The 17,212-nt window shown below is 63.8% G+C and carries 18 protein-coding genes and 1 tRNA gene; 10 read left to right on the top strand and 9 right to left on the bottom strand.

Translation table 11 applies throughout. The annotated features are described in order from the left end of the window. The first annotated feature begins 119 nt into the window (after positions 1-119). From GEV02_RS24100 to GEV02_RS24080, 5 genes are all read left to right on the top strand, one after another. On the top strand, positions 120-722 hold the full coding sequence (locus tag GEV02_RS24100) for a PEP-CTERM sorting domain-containing protein (protein WP_152840499.1): 603 nt from the start codon (positions 120-122) through the stop codon (positions 720-722). A 97-nt stretch (positions 723-819) separates the two neighbouring features. After that, positions 820-1,332, top strand: a complete 513-nt coding sequence (locus GEV02_RS24095; protein ID WP_152840498.1) for a phage tail protein — start codon at positions 820-822, stop codon at positions 1,330-1,332. Between the two features lie 27 nt (positions 1,333-1,359). Then, on the top strand, positions 1,360-1,899 hold the full coding sequence (locus tag GEV02_RS24090; protein ID WP_152840497.1) for a phage tail protein: 540 nt from the start codon (positions 1,360-1,362) through the stop codon (positions 1,897-1,899). A 9-nt stretch (positions 1,900-1,908) separates the two neighbouring features. Continuing rightward, a complete protein-coding gene (locus GEV02_RS24085) occupies positions 1,909-2,433 on the top strand; it encodes a phage tail protein (protein ID WP_152840496.1) in 525 nt (174 codons plus the stop codon). A gap of 19 nt (positions 2,434-2,452) precedes the next feature. After that, positions 2,453-2,869: a DUF6916 family protein gene (locus GEV02_RS24080; protein WP_152840495.1), complete on the top strand. Its 417-nt coding sequence runs from the start codon at positions 2,453-2,455 to the stop codon at positions 2,867-2,869. A gap of 43 nt (positions 2,870-2,912) precedes the next feature. Here the strand turns inward: GEV02_RS24080 and GEV02_RS24075 are convergent, their stop codons facing one another. Then, positions 2,913-3,950, bottom strand: coding sequence for a serine hydrolase domain-containing protein (locus tag GEV02_RS24075; protein WP_152840494.1), 1,038 nt, complete (start codon positions 3,948-3,950; stop codon positions 2,913-2,915). A gap of 196 nt (positions 3,951-4,146) precedes the next feature. On the opposite strand from GEV02_RS24075, the gene GEV02_RS24070 reads away from it, so the two are divergent. Further along, positions 4,147-4,220, top strand: a tRNA-Gly gene (locus GEV02_RS24070). Here the strand turns inward: GEV02_RS24070 and GEV02_RS24065 are convergent. Continuing rightward, a complete protein-coding gene (locus tag GEV02_RS24065; protein ID WP_152840493.1) occupies positions 4,186-4,578 on the bottom strand; it encodes a ribosomal maturation YjgA family protein in 393 nt (130 codons plus the stop codon). The two genes, GEV02_RS24070 and GEV02_RS24065, sit on opposite strands and share 35 nt — an antisense overlap. A 2-nt stretch (positions 4,579-4,580) precedes the next feature. Further along, positions 4,581-5,042: a MarR family winged helix-turn-helix transcriptional regulator gene (locus GEV02_RS24060; RefSeq protein ID WP_152840492.1), complete on the bottom strand. Its 462-nt coding sequence runs from the start codon at positions 5,040-5,042 to the stop codon at positions 4,581-4,583. Between the two features lie 154 nt (positions 5,043-5,196). Between GEV02_RS24060 and GEV02_RS24055 the strand changes: the two genes are divergently transcribed. Together GEV02_RS24055 and GEV02_RS24050 are read left to right on the top strand one after the other, a co-directional pair. Then, positions 5,197-5,616: an organic hydroperoxide resistance protein gene (locus GEV02_RS24055; RefSeq protein WP_152840491.1), complete on the top strand. Its 420-nt coding sequence runs from the start codon at positions 5,197-5,199 to the stop codon at positions 5,614-5,616. Then, positions 5,613-6,617: an alpha/beta fold hydrolase gene (locus GEV02_RS24050; RefSeq protein WP_152840490.1), complete on the top strand. Its 1,005-nt coding sequence runs from the start codon at positions 5,613-5,615 to the stop codon at positions 6,615-6,617. Before GEV02_RS24055 ends, GEV02_RS24050 begins: the two co-directional genes overlap by 4 nt. A gap of 83 nt (positions 6,618-6,700) precedes the next feature. On the opposite strand, the gene GEV02_RS24045 is transcribed toward GEV02_RS24050, so the two are convergent. Together GEV02_RS24045 and GEV02_RS24040 are read right to left on the bottom strand one after the other, a co-directional pair. Further along, positions 6,701-7,585 (bottom strand): hypothetical protein, encoded by an 885-nt coding sequence (locus tag GEV02_RS24045; protein ID WP_152840489.1) that lies wholly within the window; start codon positions 7,583-7,585, stop codon positions 6,701-6,703. Between the two features lie 114 nt (positions 7,586-7,699). Beyond that, positions 7,700-9,283, bottom strand: coding sequence for a tryptophan halogenase family protein (locus GEV02_RS24040; RefSeq protein ID WP_152840488.1), 1,584 nt, complete (start codon positions 9,281-9,283; stop codon positions 7,700-7,702). 239 nt (positions 9,284-9,522) lie between these two features. On the opposite strand from GEV02_RS24040, the gene GEV02_RS24035 reads away from it, so the two are divergent. Then, a complete protein-coding gene (locus GEV02_RS24035) occupies positions 9,523-11,976 on the top strand; it encodes a TonB-dependent receptor (protein WP_152840487.1) in 2,454 nt (817 codons plus the stop codon). 244 nt (positions 11,977-12,220) lie between these two features. Here the strand turns inward: GEV02_RS24035 and GEV02_RS24030 are convergent, their stop codons facing one another. Both GEV02_RS24030 and GEV02_RS24025 read right to left on the bottom strand, forming a co-directional pair. Beyond that, the gene (locus GEV02_RS24030; RefSeq protein ID WP_235922911.1) at positions 12,221-13,582 is read right to left on the bottom strand and encodes an MFS transporter; all 1,362 of its coding nucleotides are present in this window, start codon (positions 13,580-13,582) and stop codon (positions 12,221-12,223) included. Between the two features lie 103 nt (positions 13,583-13,685). Continuing rightward, positions 13,686-15,026 (bottom strand): GH1 family beta-glucosidase, encoded by a 1,341-nt coding sequence (locus GEV02_RS24025; protein WP_152840486.1) that lies wholly within the window; start codon positions 15,024-15,026, stop codon positions 13,686-13,688. A 219-nt stretch (positions 15,027-15,245) separates the two neighbouring features. Between GEV02_RS24025 and trmB the strand changes: the two genes are divergently transcribed. Continuing rightward, on the top strand, positions 15,246-15,926 hold the full coding sequence (gene trmB, locus GEV02_RS24020; RefSeq protein ID WP_152840608.1) for a tRNA (guanosine(46)-N7)-methyltransferase TrmB: 681 nt from the start codon (positions 15,246-15,248) through the stop codon (positions 15,924-15,926). On the opposite strand, the gene GEV02_RS24015 is transcribed toward trmB, so the two are convergent. Both GEV02_RS24015 and GEV02_RS24010 read right to left on the bottom strand, forming a co-directional pair. Next, positions 15,927-16,682: a substrate-binding periplasmic protein gene (locus GEV02_RS24015; RefSeq protein WP_152840485.1), complete on the bottom strand. Its 756-nt coding sequence runs from the start codon at positions 16,680-16,682 to the stop codon at positions 15,927-15,929. Next, on the bottom strand, positions 16,682-17,191 hold the full coding sequence (locus GEV02_RS24010; protein WP_152840484.1) for a hypothetical protein: 510 nt from the start codon (positions 17,189-17,191) through the stop codon (positions 16,682-16,684). Before GEV02_RS24010 ends, GEV02_RS24015 begins: the two co-directional genes overlap by 1 nt. Positions 17,192-17,212 lie beyond the last annotated feature (21 nt).

The raw sequence follows: 17,212 nt of genomic DNA, 5'->3' as shown, positions 1-17,212 counted from the left end.
AACAACGTTTTTATAATATTTTTAAAAATAGCTATCATATTGATAATTTGTTGACATTTTCGCAGTAGAATGACCGCACTGTTGCTCGCCATATCCTCCTATCCTTTTGAAGGTTAGCCATGCGTAAGTTATTCTCCGCCTTGCTGTGCACCGTCGCGTTCGGCGCCTCGTCCATCGCTGCCGCAGCCAATCTGATCGTCGATGGCAATTTCTCCGCCGCCACGCTGTCGCCTTACTGGACGCAAAGCGGCGACACCTCGGCGCAAACGCTGGGCCACGATTATTCCGAAACGCCGCTGTCGCATCAGTTCAACATGGTGTTCAGCGATGGCGCCTATGAGGACTTCGGCATCCTGGGCCAGCAGATCACGCTGGACTCCCATCTGGTCTACCGGCTGGACTTCGACCTGCAACGCTACCATGCGAGCAGTGACTCTGTCGTCAATGACTCCAAGGTGCTGCTTAACGGCAAAGTCATCTGGCAGCAGACCAATACGGGCGGCGACTGGACCCACATCACGATCTCCAATCTGTGGAGCAACAAGGGGCAGGTCTGGCTGCAGTTTTTCAATAAAAACTATTTCGACTACACGGCGCTCGACAATGTCTCGGTGTATGCGACCGGCCTCGCTGTGCCTGAACCTGCTTCCGTCATGATGTTGCCGCTGGGCCTGGGCGTGCTGCTGCTGGTGGGCCGCGCCAAACGGCGCCGGCCATCCTGAGCCGGACCACGTCCGCCTGAACGCCGTCCGCCGACGGCGCTTTTTCTTACGCCGCCCGGCATCGCCAACGCGGCCTCTCTCGCTACCAGGAGCCACCATGTCCGAACCATTCTTAGGTGAAATCCGCATGTTCAGTTTCGGCTACGCCCCCAAAGGCTGGGTGCGTTGCGACGGACAACTGCTGTCGATCAACCAGAACCAGGCGCTGTTCAGCATCCTGGGCACCAGCTACGGCGGCAATGGCATCAACAATTTCGCGCTGCCCGACCTGCGCGGCCGCATGCCGATGCACAACGTCCAGCCGGGCGCCAGCGGCGGCGCGGCGCGCCACACGCTGACCACGGCGCAGGTGCCGCAGCATGGCCACGCCGTCAACGCCGCCAACGAGGTCGATCCCAGCGCCTACCGCTCCATCAGTCCGAGCGGCAATTACCTGGACTCGATACCGGCCGGCGGCGCCAACATCTATCACGGCTTCGACGGCAGCGCGACCTTGCATCCCGACACGGTCGGCTATGCCGGCAGCTCGGCGCCGCACGAGAACCGCCAGCCTTACGCCCCCAGCCAGTTCTGCATCGCCCTGGTCGGCATTTTCCCTTCGCGCAATTAAGCTTGCCCTGCTTTCAGGAGACTAACCATGTCGATACCTTATGTCGGTGAAATTCGTATGTTTGCGGGGAACTTCGCTCCGGCGGGCTGGGCGTTTTGCGATGGCGCCCAGTGGCCCATCTCGGAGAATGAAGTCTTGTTCGCGCTGATCGGCAACACCTATGGCGGCGACGGCGTCGAGACCTTTGCCATGCCCGATCTGCGCGGGCGCGTGCCGGTCCACGTCGGCACGCTGCAGGGCGACACTTACCAGCTCGGCAAGAACGGCGGCCTGGAGCGGGTCACGCTGAGCACTGCGGAAATGCCATTCCACAAGCACGTGATCAACGCCAGCACCGCCACGCCGCCGCCGTCGGGCAGCGGCATCAATATCACCGACGGCAACAGCTGGGTGCCGGCGGCGCCGTCGCCCAAGCCCAAGGTCTACGCCGCGGTGCCGCCGAATCTGCTGATGGGCGCCGGCACCATCGGCCCGAACGTCGGCGGCCAGTCGCACGAGAACATGGCGCCCTATCTCGCGGTCCAGTTCATCATCGCGCTGTACGGCGTCTTCCCTTCCCAAAGTTAAGGAGCAGTCATGGCAGATCCATTCCTCGCGGAGATCCGTCTCTTTACCGGAAACTTTGCACCCCGCGGCTGGGCCACTTGCGATGGCCAGCTATTGCCGATCTCGCAGAATACGGCCTTGTTTTCCTTGCTGGGAGCCCAGTACGGCGGCGACGGGAAAAGTACTTTCGCCTTGCCGAACTTGCGCCAGCGCGCACCGATGGGCGTCGGCCAGGGGCCGGGCTTGAGCGAGCGCTTCCAGGGCGAATCGGGCGGCCAGGCCAGCGTGACGCTGGCGGCCGCCGAGCTGCCGGCGCACTCGCACAATATGCAGGCCACCAGTACGCCAGCGACCACCGCCAGCCCGAACGGCAACACGCTGGCGGTTTCGGTGTCGCCGACGCCGCCGTATATCGGGCCGGCGCCGCTGCGTCCGATGGGGCCGGCCATATTGAGCGGCGCGAACGGCGGCGGCCAGGCGCACAACAATGTGCAGCCCTATCTGGAGCTGAATTTTATTATTGCGTTGCAGGGCATCTTCCCACCGCGCGGCTAATCTTCGTCAAGGAGCGATTATGGAACGTCGAACATTTGTGCTGGCTACCGGCGGCCTGTTGGGCAGCAGCGGCCTGAGTGGCGCGGCCGAGCTGAGCAAAGCCAGGAGCGCGCCGGTTGCCGGCATAGGCGCCGGCAACGTCGCGCCCGCGGCGGCCGGCAGCGCCGCGTATCTGGCGCTGGTGCAGGAGCGCTTCAATGTGTATCCGGGCAACCGGGGGATGGCGATGACGCTGTTGAGCGTCAAGCGCAGCTTCGTCGATGGGCGCGGGGACCAGTTCTCGCTGACCTTCGCGGTGGCTGCCGGCCAGACGCTGGCCAGCGGCATTTATGAAGTCGAGCACGCCAGCATCGGCAAGCAGTCCATCTATCTGCAACGCGCCGGCGATGGCCCGGAAGGCACTTACTACCGGGCCGACTTCAACCTGCTGAACTGAGACGGCAGCGGCGGGGCGGCCCCGCCGTTGTCATCCCCGATCCTCAAGGACGCAGCAGCGTCGGCAAGATCAGGCTGGTCAACAGTTTTTCGCTCAACGGATGGGCACCGCGAATCTGGAAATTGGTCGTCGTGATGACGACCACCGCATCCTGCTGCGGCAACACGAACACTTTGTTGCCGCCCGATCCGGACATGCCGAACGCGGGCACGGTGCGGTCGTCAACCTTGAAATTCTGCAGCCACCACAGATAGCCATAGTCGTAACCTTCGCGCGCATTCGCATGCGGCGCGATGGAGTTGCGCACCCACTCGGATGAAATGATTTGCCTGCCTTCCCAGCGGCCGCCGTTGAGATACAGCTGGCCGAGCTTGGCCAGGTCGACACTGCGCAGCTGCAGGCCGCCGCCGGTCATGGCCGATCCCCTGGGCTGGAATTGCCATTTCAAATGCTCGATGCCCAGCGGCTTGAACAGATGGGCGGCGGCGAAGTCCGGCACGCTCTGGCCGCTGACGCGCTCCAGCAAAGGCCCCAGCAGCGTGACGCCCGCAGTGCAATAGCTCCAGGAGCGGCCGTAGGGCGATTGCTCAGGGCGCGGCTGCCAGTCAGGGAATCCGCGTATCGGCAGCTCGGCCGCGAAGCGGCTCCAGTCTTCGATGAGGTACATGCGTTCTTCGTTGCCCCGGGAATGCTGGTTGTCGTCGTCGCATTCCAGTAGCGAGCTCATGGTCAGGAAGTCTTCGACGGTGATGTTGTCCTTGCGCGGATCGGGGTTGGCCAGCGGCTGCAACTCGGGGAAGCGGGGCAGCACTTTCGTGTCCAGGCGCAGCTGCTTGCGGTCGACCGCCACGCCCACCAGCATGCCCGTCACGGTCTTGGTTGCCGACCGTGTGTTGCGCAAGCCCTCGGGGCCTTCCTTGTCGAAGTAGTGTTCGTAGATCAGCTTGCCATGCTGCGACACGACGACGCTGGTGATCTGCTGGTACTCTCCCGCATTGATGGCGCTCGTTACCGCATCCAATGGCTGTGCATGGACGCCGCTGGCCAGCAGCAGCAGTGGCAGGGGCAGGTGTCGCAACATGGTGGTCTCCGATCGTTGAAAGTCCGGATATTCTAGGGACGGCGGGTGTGCTGCGTGAGCTGCACCCGATGAACGCGGCCTGCGGCGGGATGAATGGCAGGAACGCTATGACGAATGGTCGGCGAGGCGCAAGATGCGTGCGCCGCAACCGGCGACATTGTCAATCTGATGCAAAGCCGCGTAGAATGCAGCCATCGCGGGTGTAGCTCAATGGTAGAGCAGAAGCTTCCCAAGCTTACGACGAGGGTTCGATTCCCTTCACCCGCTCCATGATGCCCGCGACCAGTGCGATGCCGACCGTGTAGGCGAGCATGTCATGCCACGAGAAGGTGGAGCCCAGCACCAGATGTCCGGCCGTCGTCGCGCGGACCGCGTTGATCCACGGCGCTTGATACAGCTGCGACAATTCATCCAGATAGCAGATCGCCAAAGCGCTGGCCGCCAGGCGGCCCCTCGCCGCGCCGGGCCGGATAAAGGCGCAACCCAGGTAGACCATCACCGCCCACAACGCGTCGCCGGGATATTTGCCCAGGAACGCCGGCAGCAGGAATGGGTATCTGCGCGACAGCAGGCCGCACACGATTACCGCGACACATGCCGCGAACAGCCAAAACCGTTTCCTCGCCATGCCTAGCCCTTGTCTTGTACCGACTTGATCAGGCTGTTGCGCAGCGTGGCGACGGCTTTTTGTACCGTGGAGAATTCGTCCGGCGTCAGGCCGCAGGCGTCCACCAGGTTCATGCCCAGCCCTTTTTCGCGCAGCGCGCGGCCGGCGCCGGTCAGGTTGACCAGCACCTGGCGCTCGTCGCCGGGATCGCGCTCGCGGCGCAGATAACCCATCGCCTCCAGCTTCTTCAGGATGGGCGTCAGCGTGTTCGATTCCAGGAACAGCTTTTCGCCCAGGCTGCCGACGGTCTGGCCGTCCTGCTCCCACAGCGCGATGATGGTGATGTACTGGGTGTAGGTCAGCCCCAGCTCGTCCAGGATGGGGCGGTAGGCCCGGCCGAACGCCAGGTTGGCGGAGTAGATCGAGAAGCATAAAAAATCGGCCAGCTTGCGCGATTCTTTTTTTGCGGCGGCTTTGGTGCTCATGGCGGTCCCCGTGGTCTGCAGATGCCGGATTATACATCGGATGCGATTTGATCGGAAAAGCTTGACTTTGTTTTTGCTTGAGATATTATTCGTCTCATCCGATTTAGTCGGATGCGATACAAAACATCATCCCACCCACGACAAGGAACACGCCATGACCCGCATCGAACAAGTACTGTACACCGCCAAAACCCACACCACCGGCGGCCGCGACGGCAACGCCCGCAGCAGCGACGGCCGTCTGGACCTGCAGCTGTCGCCGCCCGGCGGCAACGGCCAGGGCACCAATCCGGAGCAGCTGTTCGCGGCCGGCTGGTCGGCCTGCTTCATCGGCGCCCTGGGGCATGCGGCGCGGGCGATGAAGGTGCGGTTGCCGGCCGACCTGGCGGTCGATGCCGAAGTCGATCTGGGCACGGCCGGCGGCGCCTACCTGCTGCAAGCGCGCCTGAACGTCAGCCTGCCCGGCCTGGAGCGCGAAGTGGGCCAGGCGCTGATCGAGGCGGCGCATCAGACCTGCCCGTACTCCAAGCTCACGCGCGGCAATATCCACGTCGAACTGGCGCTGGCAGCATGAATACCCGGCGCCGCAACCTGTTGACCGGCGCGCTGGCCGCCGTCGGTCTGGCCGCCGCCGAGCTGCCTTTCGCATCGCTGGCGCGCGCAGCCGATCTGCCGCAGCCGCTGGCGCCGATCCGCCAGATCCGCGCCGGCGAACTCGATGTCGGCTACTACGAGGCCGGCCCCGCCGACGGCAAGCCGGTGCTGCTGCTGCACGGCTGGCCATACGATATACATAGTTTCGCGGAGGTGGCGCCGCTGCTGGCGGCGCAGGGCTACCGCGTGATCGTGCCGCACCTGCGCGGCCATGGCAGCACGCGCTTCCTGTCGGATGCGGCGTTCCGCAACGGCCAGCAGGCGGCGGTGGCGCTGGACATCATCGCGCTGATGGACGCGCTGAAGATTCCCACGGCCATCCTGGCCGGCTACGACTGGGGCGCGCGCACGGCCAACATCATCGCGGCCCTGTGGCCGGAGCGCTGCAAGGCCATGGTATCGGTGAACGGCTATCTGATCAACAACCGCGAGCGCAACAAGCTGCCCTTGTCGCCCAAGGCGGAACACGGCTGGTGGTATCAGTTCTACTTCGCCACCGAACGGGGACAGGCGGGCTACCAGGCCAACCGCCGCGAATTCGCCAACCTGATCTGGAAGGCCAATTCGCCGCAGTGGAACTTCGACCAGGCCACCTTCGACCGCAGCGCGGCGTCGTTCGACAATCCGGACTACATCGCCATCGTGATCCACAACTACCGCTGGCGCTTGAGCGTGGCGGACGGCGATCCGAAGTATGACGCGCTGGAGAAAAGGCTGGCGGCCGCTCCGGCGATCGCCGTGCCGACCATCACGCTGGACGGCGACAGCGACGGTGTGGCGCCGGCCACGGACGGCAAGGCTTATGCCGCCCGCTTCACCGGAAAACGTACGCATCGCGTGATCAAGGGCGTGGGCCACAACCTGCCGCAGGAAGCGCCGCAGGCGTTCGCCCAGGCCGTGATCGACGTCGACGCGTATTAACGAACGAACAGCGCGATCAGGATGACGATCGGGAGTGGAATGCCAAGCAACAGCAGTAGTATCGAGCGCATGATGTTCTCCGATTAGATGGTGGTGGTGCGTACGATGACGCGTGCGTGATCGCGGTGGCGGCCGCCCAGCGTGGCAAACAGGCTGGCGACGAAAGCGCCGAGCAGCAGGGCGACAAACATCCACAGCGCCGAATGGGCGGCGGCCTTGCGTGCTTCCTCGGCGGCGGCCATGGCCTTGGCCTTGGCGTCGTTCGCGGCTTGCGCTGCCTGTGCGTAGACCAGGTCCACGCGCTGCGCCGCTTCGTCTTGCGTCAGGCCGGTGCGCTTGGCGACCAGCTGCGCCAGATAGCCGCGGTCCTCTGCACTGATTTTGCCGGTGGGCAGATCGGTGATCAGGATGCGGTTGATTTCATTGCGCTGCGCATCGGTCGCGGCATCGCCGTTGGGCGAACGCAGCAGCATGTCGGCGAAGTAGGTGTTGCTGCGGCCGGCTTCGCGCGCCAGAGCTGGCGCGGCGGCGTTGGCGACGGCGGCGCCGGAATCGATGGCGCCGCTGAGGACAGCGCGCGCGCCGCCGGCCAGCACCGCCACGGTGATCAGCGTGGCGACCGCCCAGGCCAGCAGGCCGTGCGCGGTGTCGCGGAAGTGCACCTCATCGCCATGGATGCTGGCCCACTTGACGCGCAGGCGGCCGGCCATATAGCCGCCGATGCCCGCCGCCGCCAGCTGCACGAAGGCGACCCAGGCGATGGTGGCGGCGCCCAGCGGCGTGGCGTTGTACTGATAGGGCGATACCGACGACAGGCCGAGGCCCGTGCCGAGTATCAGCAGGATGAACGACAGCGCGGCGGCAGCGGCCGCGCCGGCGAACACGGCGCCCCACGAAACGCCGGAGGCGTAGCCGTCTCCGAGTTCGTGGCTGGCGATCGCGCCGGCGTGTAAGGGTTGGGTATGCATGGTTTCTCCTCTGGTTTTTGATGTTCAAGCAGAGGCCATCTTGCATTGCGCCGCAACGGCGGTATGTTCGCGCTCGTACACTCGGCGCTTTTTTCCCGCGATACGACAATCAGCTCAGGCGATCTTGCGTTCGCCGCGCTGGAGGAAATGATCGATCAGCGCCCGGTGCGTGGGCAGGTCGGCCAGCGCGCGGTGCGACATCAGCTCGATCATCTGGAACTCCTTGCGCGCCTCCTCGAAGCGCGGCAGCGTGCTGGCGTTGGCGTACTGCGCGGTCGGATACTCCATCCCGTACAGCACGTACTGCCAGCTGGACGGCGGATACATCTCCAGGTCCACCACGAAGTCCATGCGGTGCGGCGCGCGGCGGCGCCACATCGCCAGCTTGTCGCGCAGCGATTCGGGGATGCTGGCCGGAGCGGTGTTGTCGGTCCAGAAGGCGTGGTCGCGGCGCTGCGTCAGGCAGTAATGCAGCTTGACGAAATCGACGATGCGCTCGTAGCGCGCCTTCATCATCTCGTTGAACACCCTGGCCACCGGCGCCATCTCGCCGTCGTGCGGGAACAGGTAACTGACCAGGTAGGCCGCCGTTTCGATCAGGCCGATGCCGGACGATTCCAGCGGCTCCAGGAAGCCGCCCGACAAGCCGACCGCCACGCAGTTCTTCACCCAGTGCTGTTCGCGGTAGCCCACGTTGAGCTTGAGCTGGCGCGGATTGAGGCCGTCGCTGGCCTTGCCGATGTAGGCGCGCAGCACCTGCTCGGCGCGGGTGTCGTCGGTGTGGCGGCTGGAGTAGACGTAGCCGATGCCGCGCCGCTGGTGCAGGCCGATGTCCCAGGTCCATCCCGCCTCGTGCGCGGTGGCGATGGTGTAGGAGGGGATGGGCGCGTCGGCCGTATCGTACGGCACCTGCATCGCCAGCGCGCGGTCGACGAACAGCGTGTCGTTGATGTTGCGGAAGGGCGTGCCCAGCGCGTCGCCGATCAGCGCGGCGCGGAAGCCGGTGCAGTCGATGTACAGGTCGGCCGTCAGCTCGCCGGCTTCCTTGGTGTGCACGGCGCCGATCGCGCCTTGCCCGTCCAGCGTGACCCGCTCCACCGTCGCCAGCACGTGGCGCACGCCCAGCGATTGCGCGTGGGTGCTGAGCAGGGTGGCGAACTTGCCGGCGTCGAAATGGTAGGCGTAGTTCAGCGGTCCCATGAAGTCGGCGTCGTTGAAGCGCTTGGGTCCGTGCGACGCGTCGGCCACGCGCTTCTGCATGGTGGCGGCGGCGGCGAAGCCCACGCCGGCCGGCGCGGCGCCTTGCAGCCAGTAGGGCAGCAGTTCCGCGCCGCCGGGACGCTGGCTCGGCAGGCTGAATGGATGGAAGTAGTGGTCGTTGCCCGGCGTGCCGGGCGGGCGCACCCAGTCGGTGAACTTGATGCCCTGCTTGAAGGTGGCGTTGCATTCGCGGATGAAGCGCGCTTCATCGATGCCGATGGCGGCCAGCGTGCCGCGGATCGACGGGAAGGTGCCTTCGCCGACGCCGATGATGCCGATCTCCTTCGACTCCACCAGCGTGATGCGCACGCTGTCCGCGCCGGCCCCTGGAGCGGCGTCGGCGCCCAGGGTGCGGGCCAGGAAGGCTGCCGTCAGCCAGCCGGCGGTGCCGCCGCCGACGATCAGGACGTGTTTGACTGGTGTTGGTATCGTTTTCATCGTTTTTCCGGTCTCCATCGGCAGGGTGCGCCGTCGCCCGGGCATGCCAGGGAAACAACGCCGCTACAATTTTTAAATTGACATCCGTGATTTGAATTATGTACCATGAAATCGATTTCACAAATAAGGAAAACGGTTTCAGTTGATTTGAAAACGTTTTCAAACAACATGGAATCGTTTTTAACGATGATAAATGTAGCGTCGCCACCCCGCTGCGATCGCTACGACAAAGGAGACTTATGAACGTCCACGTACCGCAGTCCGGGAAGCGCTTGCCGTCCCCGATCCAGTTGGCCATCCTCGCCCTGATGGCCGGCACCAGCGTCGCCGCGCACGCCTCGCCGTCGCCGGCCGACGCCCCAGCCGCCGAGCAGTCCGCCGCAGCTGCAGCCACCGCCGCCGACAAAAACTCGACCGCCATCACCGAGGTGTATGTCACCGCGACCAAGCGTTCCACCTCGCTGCAAAAGACCCCGGTGGCCGTGACGGCGCTGAACGCTGCGGTGCTGGACGATAACCATGTGCAGACCTTGCAGGACGTGGTCAACCTGGTGCCAGGCTTCGCCGCCACCGGCCAGGGTGACCACGGCGTAATCACCATGACCTTGCGCGGCATCGGCAACGACAGCGCCAAGACCGAATACGCCGATCCTGAAGTGGCCAGCTTCGTCGACGGCATCTACTCGCCGCGTCCGGAAGGCGCGACCGCGCTGTTGTTCGACCTGGAAGCGATCGAGGTGCTGCGTGGTCCGCAAGGCACGCTGTGGGGACGCAATTCGACGGTCGGCGCGGTCAATATGCAGACCGTGAAGCCGGAGATCGGCAGCAGCGCCGGTAACTTCGAAGCCGGCTACGGCAGCTACGCCCGCCTGGGCGCTCGCGGCGCGGTCAACATTCCGATCAGCGACACCATGGCGATGCGCGTGGCGGTGGTGCACGAGCAGCACAATGGCTACGTCAACTACCAGACCGCGCCCAACCTGTCGCTGGCGGACCAGCATGCGGCGGCCGATCCGGTCATCGCCGCATGGAACAAGGCGCATCCGGGCAACCCGATCGCCTTCCAGCCGATTAACACCAACCTGTTCGTCAACAACAATCAGAAGTACAGCGCGCAGGACCAGAGCGCGGCGCGTCTGAGCTTCCTGTGGCAGCCGACGTCCGGCCTGAAATGGAACGTCGCGTACGAGCACTATATGGATCGCGGCACGCCGAGCATGAACCTGATGCAGACGCCGCGCGCGGGCCAGGAATTCTGGTCGGCGCTGATCGATACGGCGCCCAGCGTCAACCGCGATTCGCACTCGCTGCGCAGCCGCGTCGACTACGAGATCAACAAGGACATCAGCCTTGCCTACATCGCCGGCTACTCGCGCTTCAACGGCTCGTCGACCTTCGACCAAGATGGCGGCGCGAATATCCCGACCAGCTTCACCAGCAACGGCAGCTACCAGGCCAACAACACCGTCTGGTCCAAGTACAAGAACTACAGCCACGAAGTGGAAATCCAGTCGACCGGCAAGCGCGATGTGGACTGGCTGCTTGGCCTGTACTACGCCAATGAGGACAACGGCATCCGCTTCGACATCCCGATCATGAACGGCACCCAGCAGGGCACCGTGGGCTGGCAGGGTTCCTTCATCCAGCCTAAGGAAACCGTGGATTCGAAAGCCGTCTTCGGCCAGGTGACGTTGAACGCCGGCGACGCTTTCCACCTGACCGGCGGCCTGCGCTACACCTCGGACGAGCGCAAGAACATCGGCGGCACCAACAATGGCTGGAGCAATTCCGATGCGCCGCAGATTCCTGTCAGCCCTTCGATGAATCCCCTGGGCGGCGGCACTGGCTTCACCACCTACCAGCACAACGACGGTGTGTTCACCGATCACAAGCTGACTGGCCTGGTGCGCGCTAGCTACGAGATCGACAAGAACAACATGGTCTACGCCAGCGTATCCACCGGCTACAAGTCGGGCGGTTTGCAGGACGGCGGCGTGCCATATGGTTCCGAGACGCTGACCAACTACGAGATAGGTTCGAAGAGCACCTTCTTCGGCGGCACGGTACGGATGAACAACTCGGCCTACTACGAGAAGTTCAAGGGCTTCCAGTTCAGCGCACCGGTGACGTATGCGGACGGCACGCGCGGCCTGGCGACCAGCAATGCGGAAGGCGCCAAGGTATGGGGTATCGAGACGGAGATCGCGGCCAAGATCACGCGTGAAGACCGCGTGCAGTTCACCGCCGCGTACACCAACGCCACGCTGAAGCATCTGATCGGCGGCAGTAACGATTATGTGCTGCCGGCTTGCACGGCGCCAGGCATCACCAATCCTTGCCTGGACGTGAGCGGCAACACCATGCCGCACTCGCCGAAGTTCAGCGCGCAGGTGATGTACCAGCACAGCTTCGCGCTGGACAGCGGCACGCTGATCCCGCGCATCAGCGCGCACTACGAGACGGCCAGCTGGCTGAGCGTGTTCAATCTGGGTGAGCCGGACAAGCAGAAGGCCTACACCCGTACCGACCTGGGTCTGCGCTTCGACGCCAATTCGAAGTGGTACTTCGATGCGTATGTCCGCAACGCGGAAGACGCGAAGATCAAGACCAGCGCGATGAACGCCAACGGCCCGTGGCAAGCGCAGTACCTGCCCCCACGCACCTTCGGCATCAACGTCGGCAAGTCGTTCTAAGCACAGAGTTTTTCCTGTAGTCCCAGTTGTAGTGGTCTTCCAACCCCTCGGCCCCTCAAGGCCGAGGGGATTTTTTTTTATCCGGGGTCAGGTCCCCCATTTCTACACGGGCTGGTCCGTAGGACCAACTAAGGCAGTGCTCGTGTAGAAATGGAGGACCTGACCCCGGATTGTGACCCCGGATTGAGATGGAAAAAGGGCCGGCGTTTTAAGCACCGGCCCTTTTACTTGTTCTCTTACCGACTTAGTCTTTGTGATGGAACGGTGCGTACCAGGTGACGATGAACGATGGGATCGTCGCTGTCATCACCAGCCAGAAGTAGTGCACATAACCCAGCGCCTGCTGCAAATGGCCGCTGACGATGCCCGTCACCATCATGCATAAGCCCATCAGGCCCGTGCCGAACGCGTAGTGGGTGGTCGTGTATTTACCCGGCGCCAGCTGCTGCATCAGATAGATCATGAAACCCACCGAACCGAAACCGAAGAAGAACTTCTCGATCGCCACGCCAGCGCTGATTACCAGCAGGTTGTCCGGCTGGTAGATGCTCATCAACAGGAAGGTGACGTTGGGGATGTTGACGGCGCAGCACAGCACGAACAAGGTCGCCGGCAGGCCGCGCCGCGCGACGAAGATGCCGCCCAGCAGAGACCCCAGCAATACGGCGATCAATCCATACGTGCCGTAGATCAGCCCCAGCATCTCGTTCGACAATCCCAGCCCGCCTTGCGCCACCGGATCGACCATGAAGAAGGGACCGATCTTTTCCAGCAGCCCGATACTGAGCCGGAACAGGAAGGCAAACGACACCATCATCCACACGTCGCGCTTCTGGAAGAAGGTGACGAAGGAATCCTTGAGGATGAAGGCCGCTTCGGCCACCGACGCCGGCGCGTTCTCCGCCTTGGCGCCATCGGGCATCACGCGCATATGCCACAAGGCGGCGACGATGGTGATCGCCGCGACGATGAAGAAGATGATGCGCCACGATTCGATCCACTCCGGCCCGAATACGCCGGCCTGGTGGTGGAAGTAGTGCGTGTGCAGCCAGCCGCTCAAATACACCATGCCGCCCGAGGCGACGATGGGGCCGATGTTCCAGCTCAGGCTCTGGATGCCGCAGAACAGCGATTGCGTCCTGGCGTCCAGCGAGGTGACGTAGACGCCGTCGGAGGCGATGTCCTGCGTGGCGCCTACCAGCGACAGCACGCCGAACAGGAACACCATCACCACCATGTAGTCCGGCAGCGACATCGCCAGCGCCACGCCGGCGAAACCGACGCCGATAATCAGCTGCGCGCACAGCACGAAGAACTTCTTGGTGCGGTACATTTCGACGAAGGGCGCGAACAGCGGCTTGATGGTGTAGGCCAGGATCAGATAGCTGGCGTACTGCGCGGCCTGGCCATTGTCCATGCCCAGGTTCTTGAACATGATGGAGGTGACGCTGGTGAGCATCATGTAGGTCAGCGCCATCGCGAAGTAACCGCTGGGCACCCACAGCATCGGCGTGCCGCGCGCGAACATGGCGCGCAGCAGCGATGGCGGTTGATTGGCGGCGGGGGCCTGCGGCTCTTGTGGCACGGCGGATGGTGCGGTTTGCATGATGTCGTCCTCGTTATTCTCGTTGGAGTGTAAAGCATCAGGCTCTGCGGCCTGTAGAAAGGAAAACGCCGGCATCTGCGCCGGCGGGGTTAAAACGCTTGCTCTAGGCCGCGTGCGCTGTGCGCTGCGGCCTTTGTTTCAACAGATATTCGCGGTACCAGTGCGCGCTGTGCTTCAGCGTTCGCTGCTGCGTCGCATAGTCCACATGCACGATGCCGAAGCGCTTCGCATAGCCCGAGTTCCATTCGAAGTTGTCGAGCAGGCTCCAAAGGAAGTAGCCCTGGATGTCCACGCCTTGCAGGCGCGCGTCGTTCAGCGCCTTCAGGTGGCGCAGCACGAAATCGATGCGCGCCTCGTCGGGGATCTCGCCGTCGACGATGACGTCCGGATTGGCCATGCCGTTCTCGGTGATGTAGATCGGCGGCAGATCGTATTCGGCCTTCAGTTTCAGCAGCAGCTCGGTCAGACCGTCGGGGAAGATCTCCCAGCCCATGTCGGTGGTGCCCAGCTTCGCTTCCGGCTGGCGCGGCGGCGTCTCGGCCGAGCAGTAGGCGCGGAAGTAGTAGTTCACGCCGAGGAAGTCGATCTTGTGCTGGATGTCCTTGAAGTCGTTCTCGTGGATCACAGGCGCGTTGTCGCCGTGCCCTTGCAGCGCCAGTTCCGGGTACTTGCCCTTGAAGATGGGATCCATGAACCACTGCACCGAGCGCGCATATTCGAACTCCGCCAGCGCCTTGTCGGCCGCGCTGTCGGTGGCCGCGTCGGCGGTCCACTGATTGAGCACGATGCCCAGCTGCGCCGGACTGCCGGCCGCGCGCATCGCCTGCATCGCCAGTCCGTGCGACAGCAGCAGGTGGTGCGACACCTGGATAGCCTGCTTCAGGTCCGCCACGCCCGGCGCGAACTGCGCATTGCCGTAGCCCAGATTGGCCGTGCACCATGGCTCATTGTGCGTTGCAATCGTTTTCAAGCGTGAGCCAAAACGGCGCGCCACTTCGCCGGCATAGTCGGCAAAGCGGTAGGCGGTGTCGCGATTGAGCCAGCCGCCGTCGTCCTGCAGGCCCTGCGGCAGATCCCAGTGGTACAGCGTGACGTGGGCGTCTATGCCCTTGGCCTCCAGCTCGGACAGCAGACGGTCGTAAAAGGCGAAACCGGCTTCGTTCCACGCGCCCTTGCCCTGCGGCTGCACGCGCGACCAGGCCATCGAGAAGCGGTAGGCGTCCACGCCCAGGCCGGCCATGATGGCCACGTCTTCCGGGTAGCGGTGATAGTGGTCGCAGGCGACATCGCCATTGCTGCCGTCGATGACTTTGCCGGGGGTGTGGCTGAAGGTGTCCCAGATCGACGGCCCCTTGCCGTCGGCGGCCGCGCCGCCTTCAATCTGGAACGCGCTGGTGGCCACGCCCCAGGTGAACGAGGGCGGAAATTGCGTGAAATCGGTCATGTTGATGTCGTTTGAGGATTAACGGGAGTGTTTGAAAACGTTTTCAAGACACTGAGCACGATTAGACCTGAACTCAAACTGGGTGTCAATCATTTGCTGAAGTGGGGCGGCGGCGAGGGCGGGGCGGGCCTGGGTGGCTGATATAATGCTGCCTCATTGATTATCGACTCAGTTCATCCCATGTCTTCCGATACCCCTAAAGACGGCCCAGCGCGGCCTATGCTCTACGACCCGACCGAACACCGCATCCGCAGTTTCGTCACCCGCGCCGGCCGCCTGTCGACGGCGCAGGCGCGCGCGCTGGAAGAACTGAGCCCGAAGTACATGATCGAATACGCCAAGGCGCCGCTCGATTATGAGAAGGCTTTCGGCCGCAAGGCGCCGGTGGTGCTGGAGATCGGCTTCGGCATGGGCGGCACCACGGCGCACATCGCCGGCGTGATGCCGGAGAAGGACTTCATCGGCGTGGAAGTGCACACGCCCGGCGTGGGCAGCCTGCTCAAGCTGATCGAAGAGCAGGGCCTGACCAATCTGAAGGCGATCCAGCACGATGCGGTCGAAGTGCTGAACCAGATGATCCCGGACGGCTCGCTGCACGGCGTGCACATCTACTTCCCGGACCCTTGGCACAAGGCCCGCCACAACAAGCGCCGCCTGATCCAGTCGCCGTTCGTCAAGCTGCTGGTGCAGAAGCTGTCCGTGGGCGGCTACCTGCATTGCGCCACCGACTGGGAAGACTACGCGGTGCAGATGCTGGAAGTGCTGGGCGCGGAAGAGGGTTTGCAGAACACCGCCGACGGCTATGCGCCGCAGCCGGCTTATCGTCCGCTGACCAAGTTTGAAAACCGCGGCCTGAAACTGGGCCACGGCGTGTGGGACCTGGTCTTCACCAAGAAGTAATTATTTGCGCAGCCGGACGATGGCGGCGTTCAAGCGTTTGAACGTCTCGTCCGGCACCGACTTGCTGCACCACAGGCGACGCTCGTAGCCTTTGTACAGGTCGGAGAAGTAGATCCGCTTGTAGTGCGAAGCCGGATATCCCGAAGTCTTGACGGCTTCCTCCAGTTCCTCCTCCGTGATGAAGAAGTAATCGATGCTGTGCCGGCGCAGCATGTCCAGCAGCTGCTGGGTGTCGGCCGTGCTGGGGATGGTGGTTGTCTTGTAGCGCAGCAGGCCGCGGTCGATCGCGACGCCGTAGGAGGCGCCCCGGGTCACCACTGCGCGCAGGTTCTTGTCGGACAGCGTGTCCTTCAGCGGTTCCTCGTCGTGCATGGCGGCGTTGCCGTTCCACGTCAGCGCAAACGGGCGCTTGTCTTCGTACACCACTTCCGAGAATTTGCCGGTGCGCTCGCGCTCCGGCGTTTGCAGCCAGCCCAGCATGCAGGCCTGCTCCTGGTCGCCCTGCATCAGCACCAGCTGCATCTTGGCCGGCGTCTGCCGCACCTGGAAGGGAATGCCCGCGGCCTTCAGCGCGGCGATGGCTGGCTTGGCGACATGGCCGGTCAGCACGCCGCGCGAGTCGGCGTATTGCAGCGGCGGGCTGTGCGAAAAGTGCAGCGCCAGCGGCGCAGCTGGCGGTGGTACCGGCGGTGCCGCCGGCGTCTGGGCCGACGCGGCGCCTGCCGCCATCAGCAGGGAAAGGGCGTACACCTTCATCACTTCTCCAGCGGCTCCATGTCCAGCACCACGACGTACGACAGGCGGCCGTTCTGCCACACGCCGCCGCCGCGCACCTGGGCTTCGCAGCTGGTGATTTTGCCGTCGATCTCCTTGTGCTTGAGTAGCGCGCGGAAAGTCAGCGATGCCTTGGGCGACAGGTAGCCCGTCATGCGGCCGCCGAGGAAGACCGCAACGGCGGCGCTTTCGTAGGGATTGACGTCGTCCGGCACCAGCGTGGCCAGGTAGGGCGCGGCCGCAGCCTGGTCGCCATGATCGCCGGCCAGCGCCTTGAGCGTGGCCTGGTAGCGCGATTCGTTGACCACTTCGACCAGGAAGCGGCCGTCGTCGGACCAGTGCAGCGCGGGAGCGCCTTCGGGCAGCGCCGGCTCGTAGGGCGTGGCCGGGCGTGCCGGCAGCTGCATCGGCTTGGCCGGATTGGTCTTGATGATCGCGTAGACCACCAGGCCGGTGACGGCGATAATCAGCAGGGAGATGGCGAGTTCCATGGCGGGCTTGTTTATGCCTGT

This window comes from Rugamonas aquatica, from assembly GCF_009380215.1.
Classification (GTDB): Bacteria; Pseudomonadota; Gammaproteobacteria; order Burkholderiales; family Burkholderiaceae_D; genus Rugamonas; species Rugamonas aquatica_B.
Note: the sequence above shows the minus strand (reverse complement) of the source record. Positions and strands in the feature narration are given on the sequence as shown.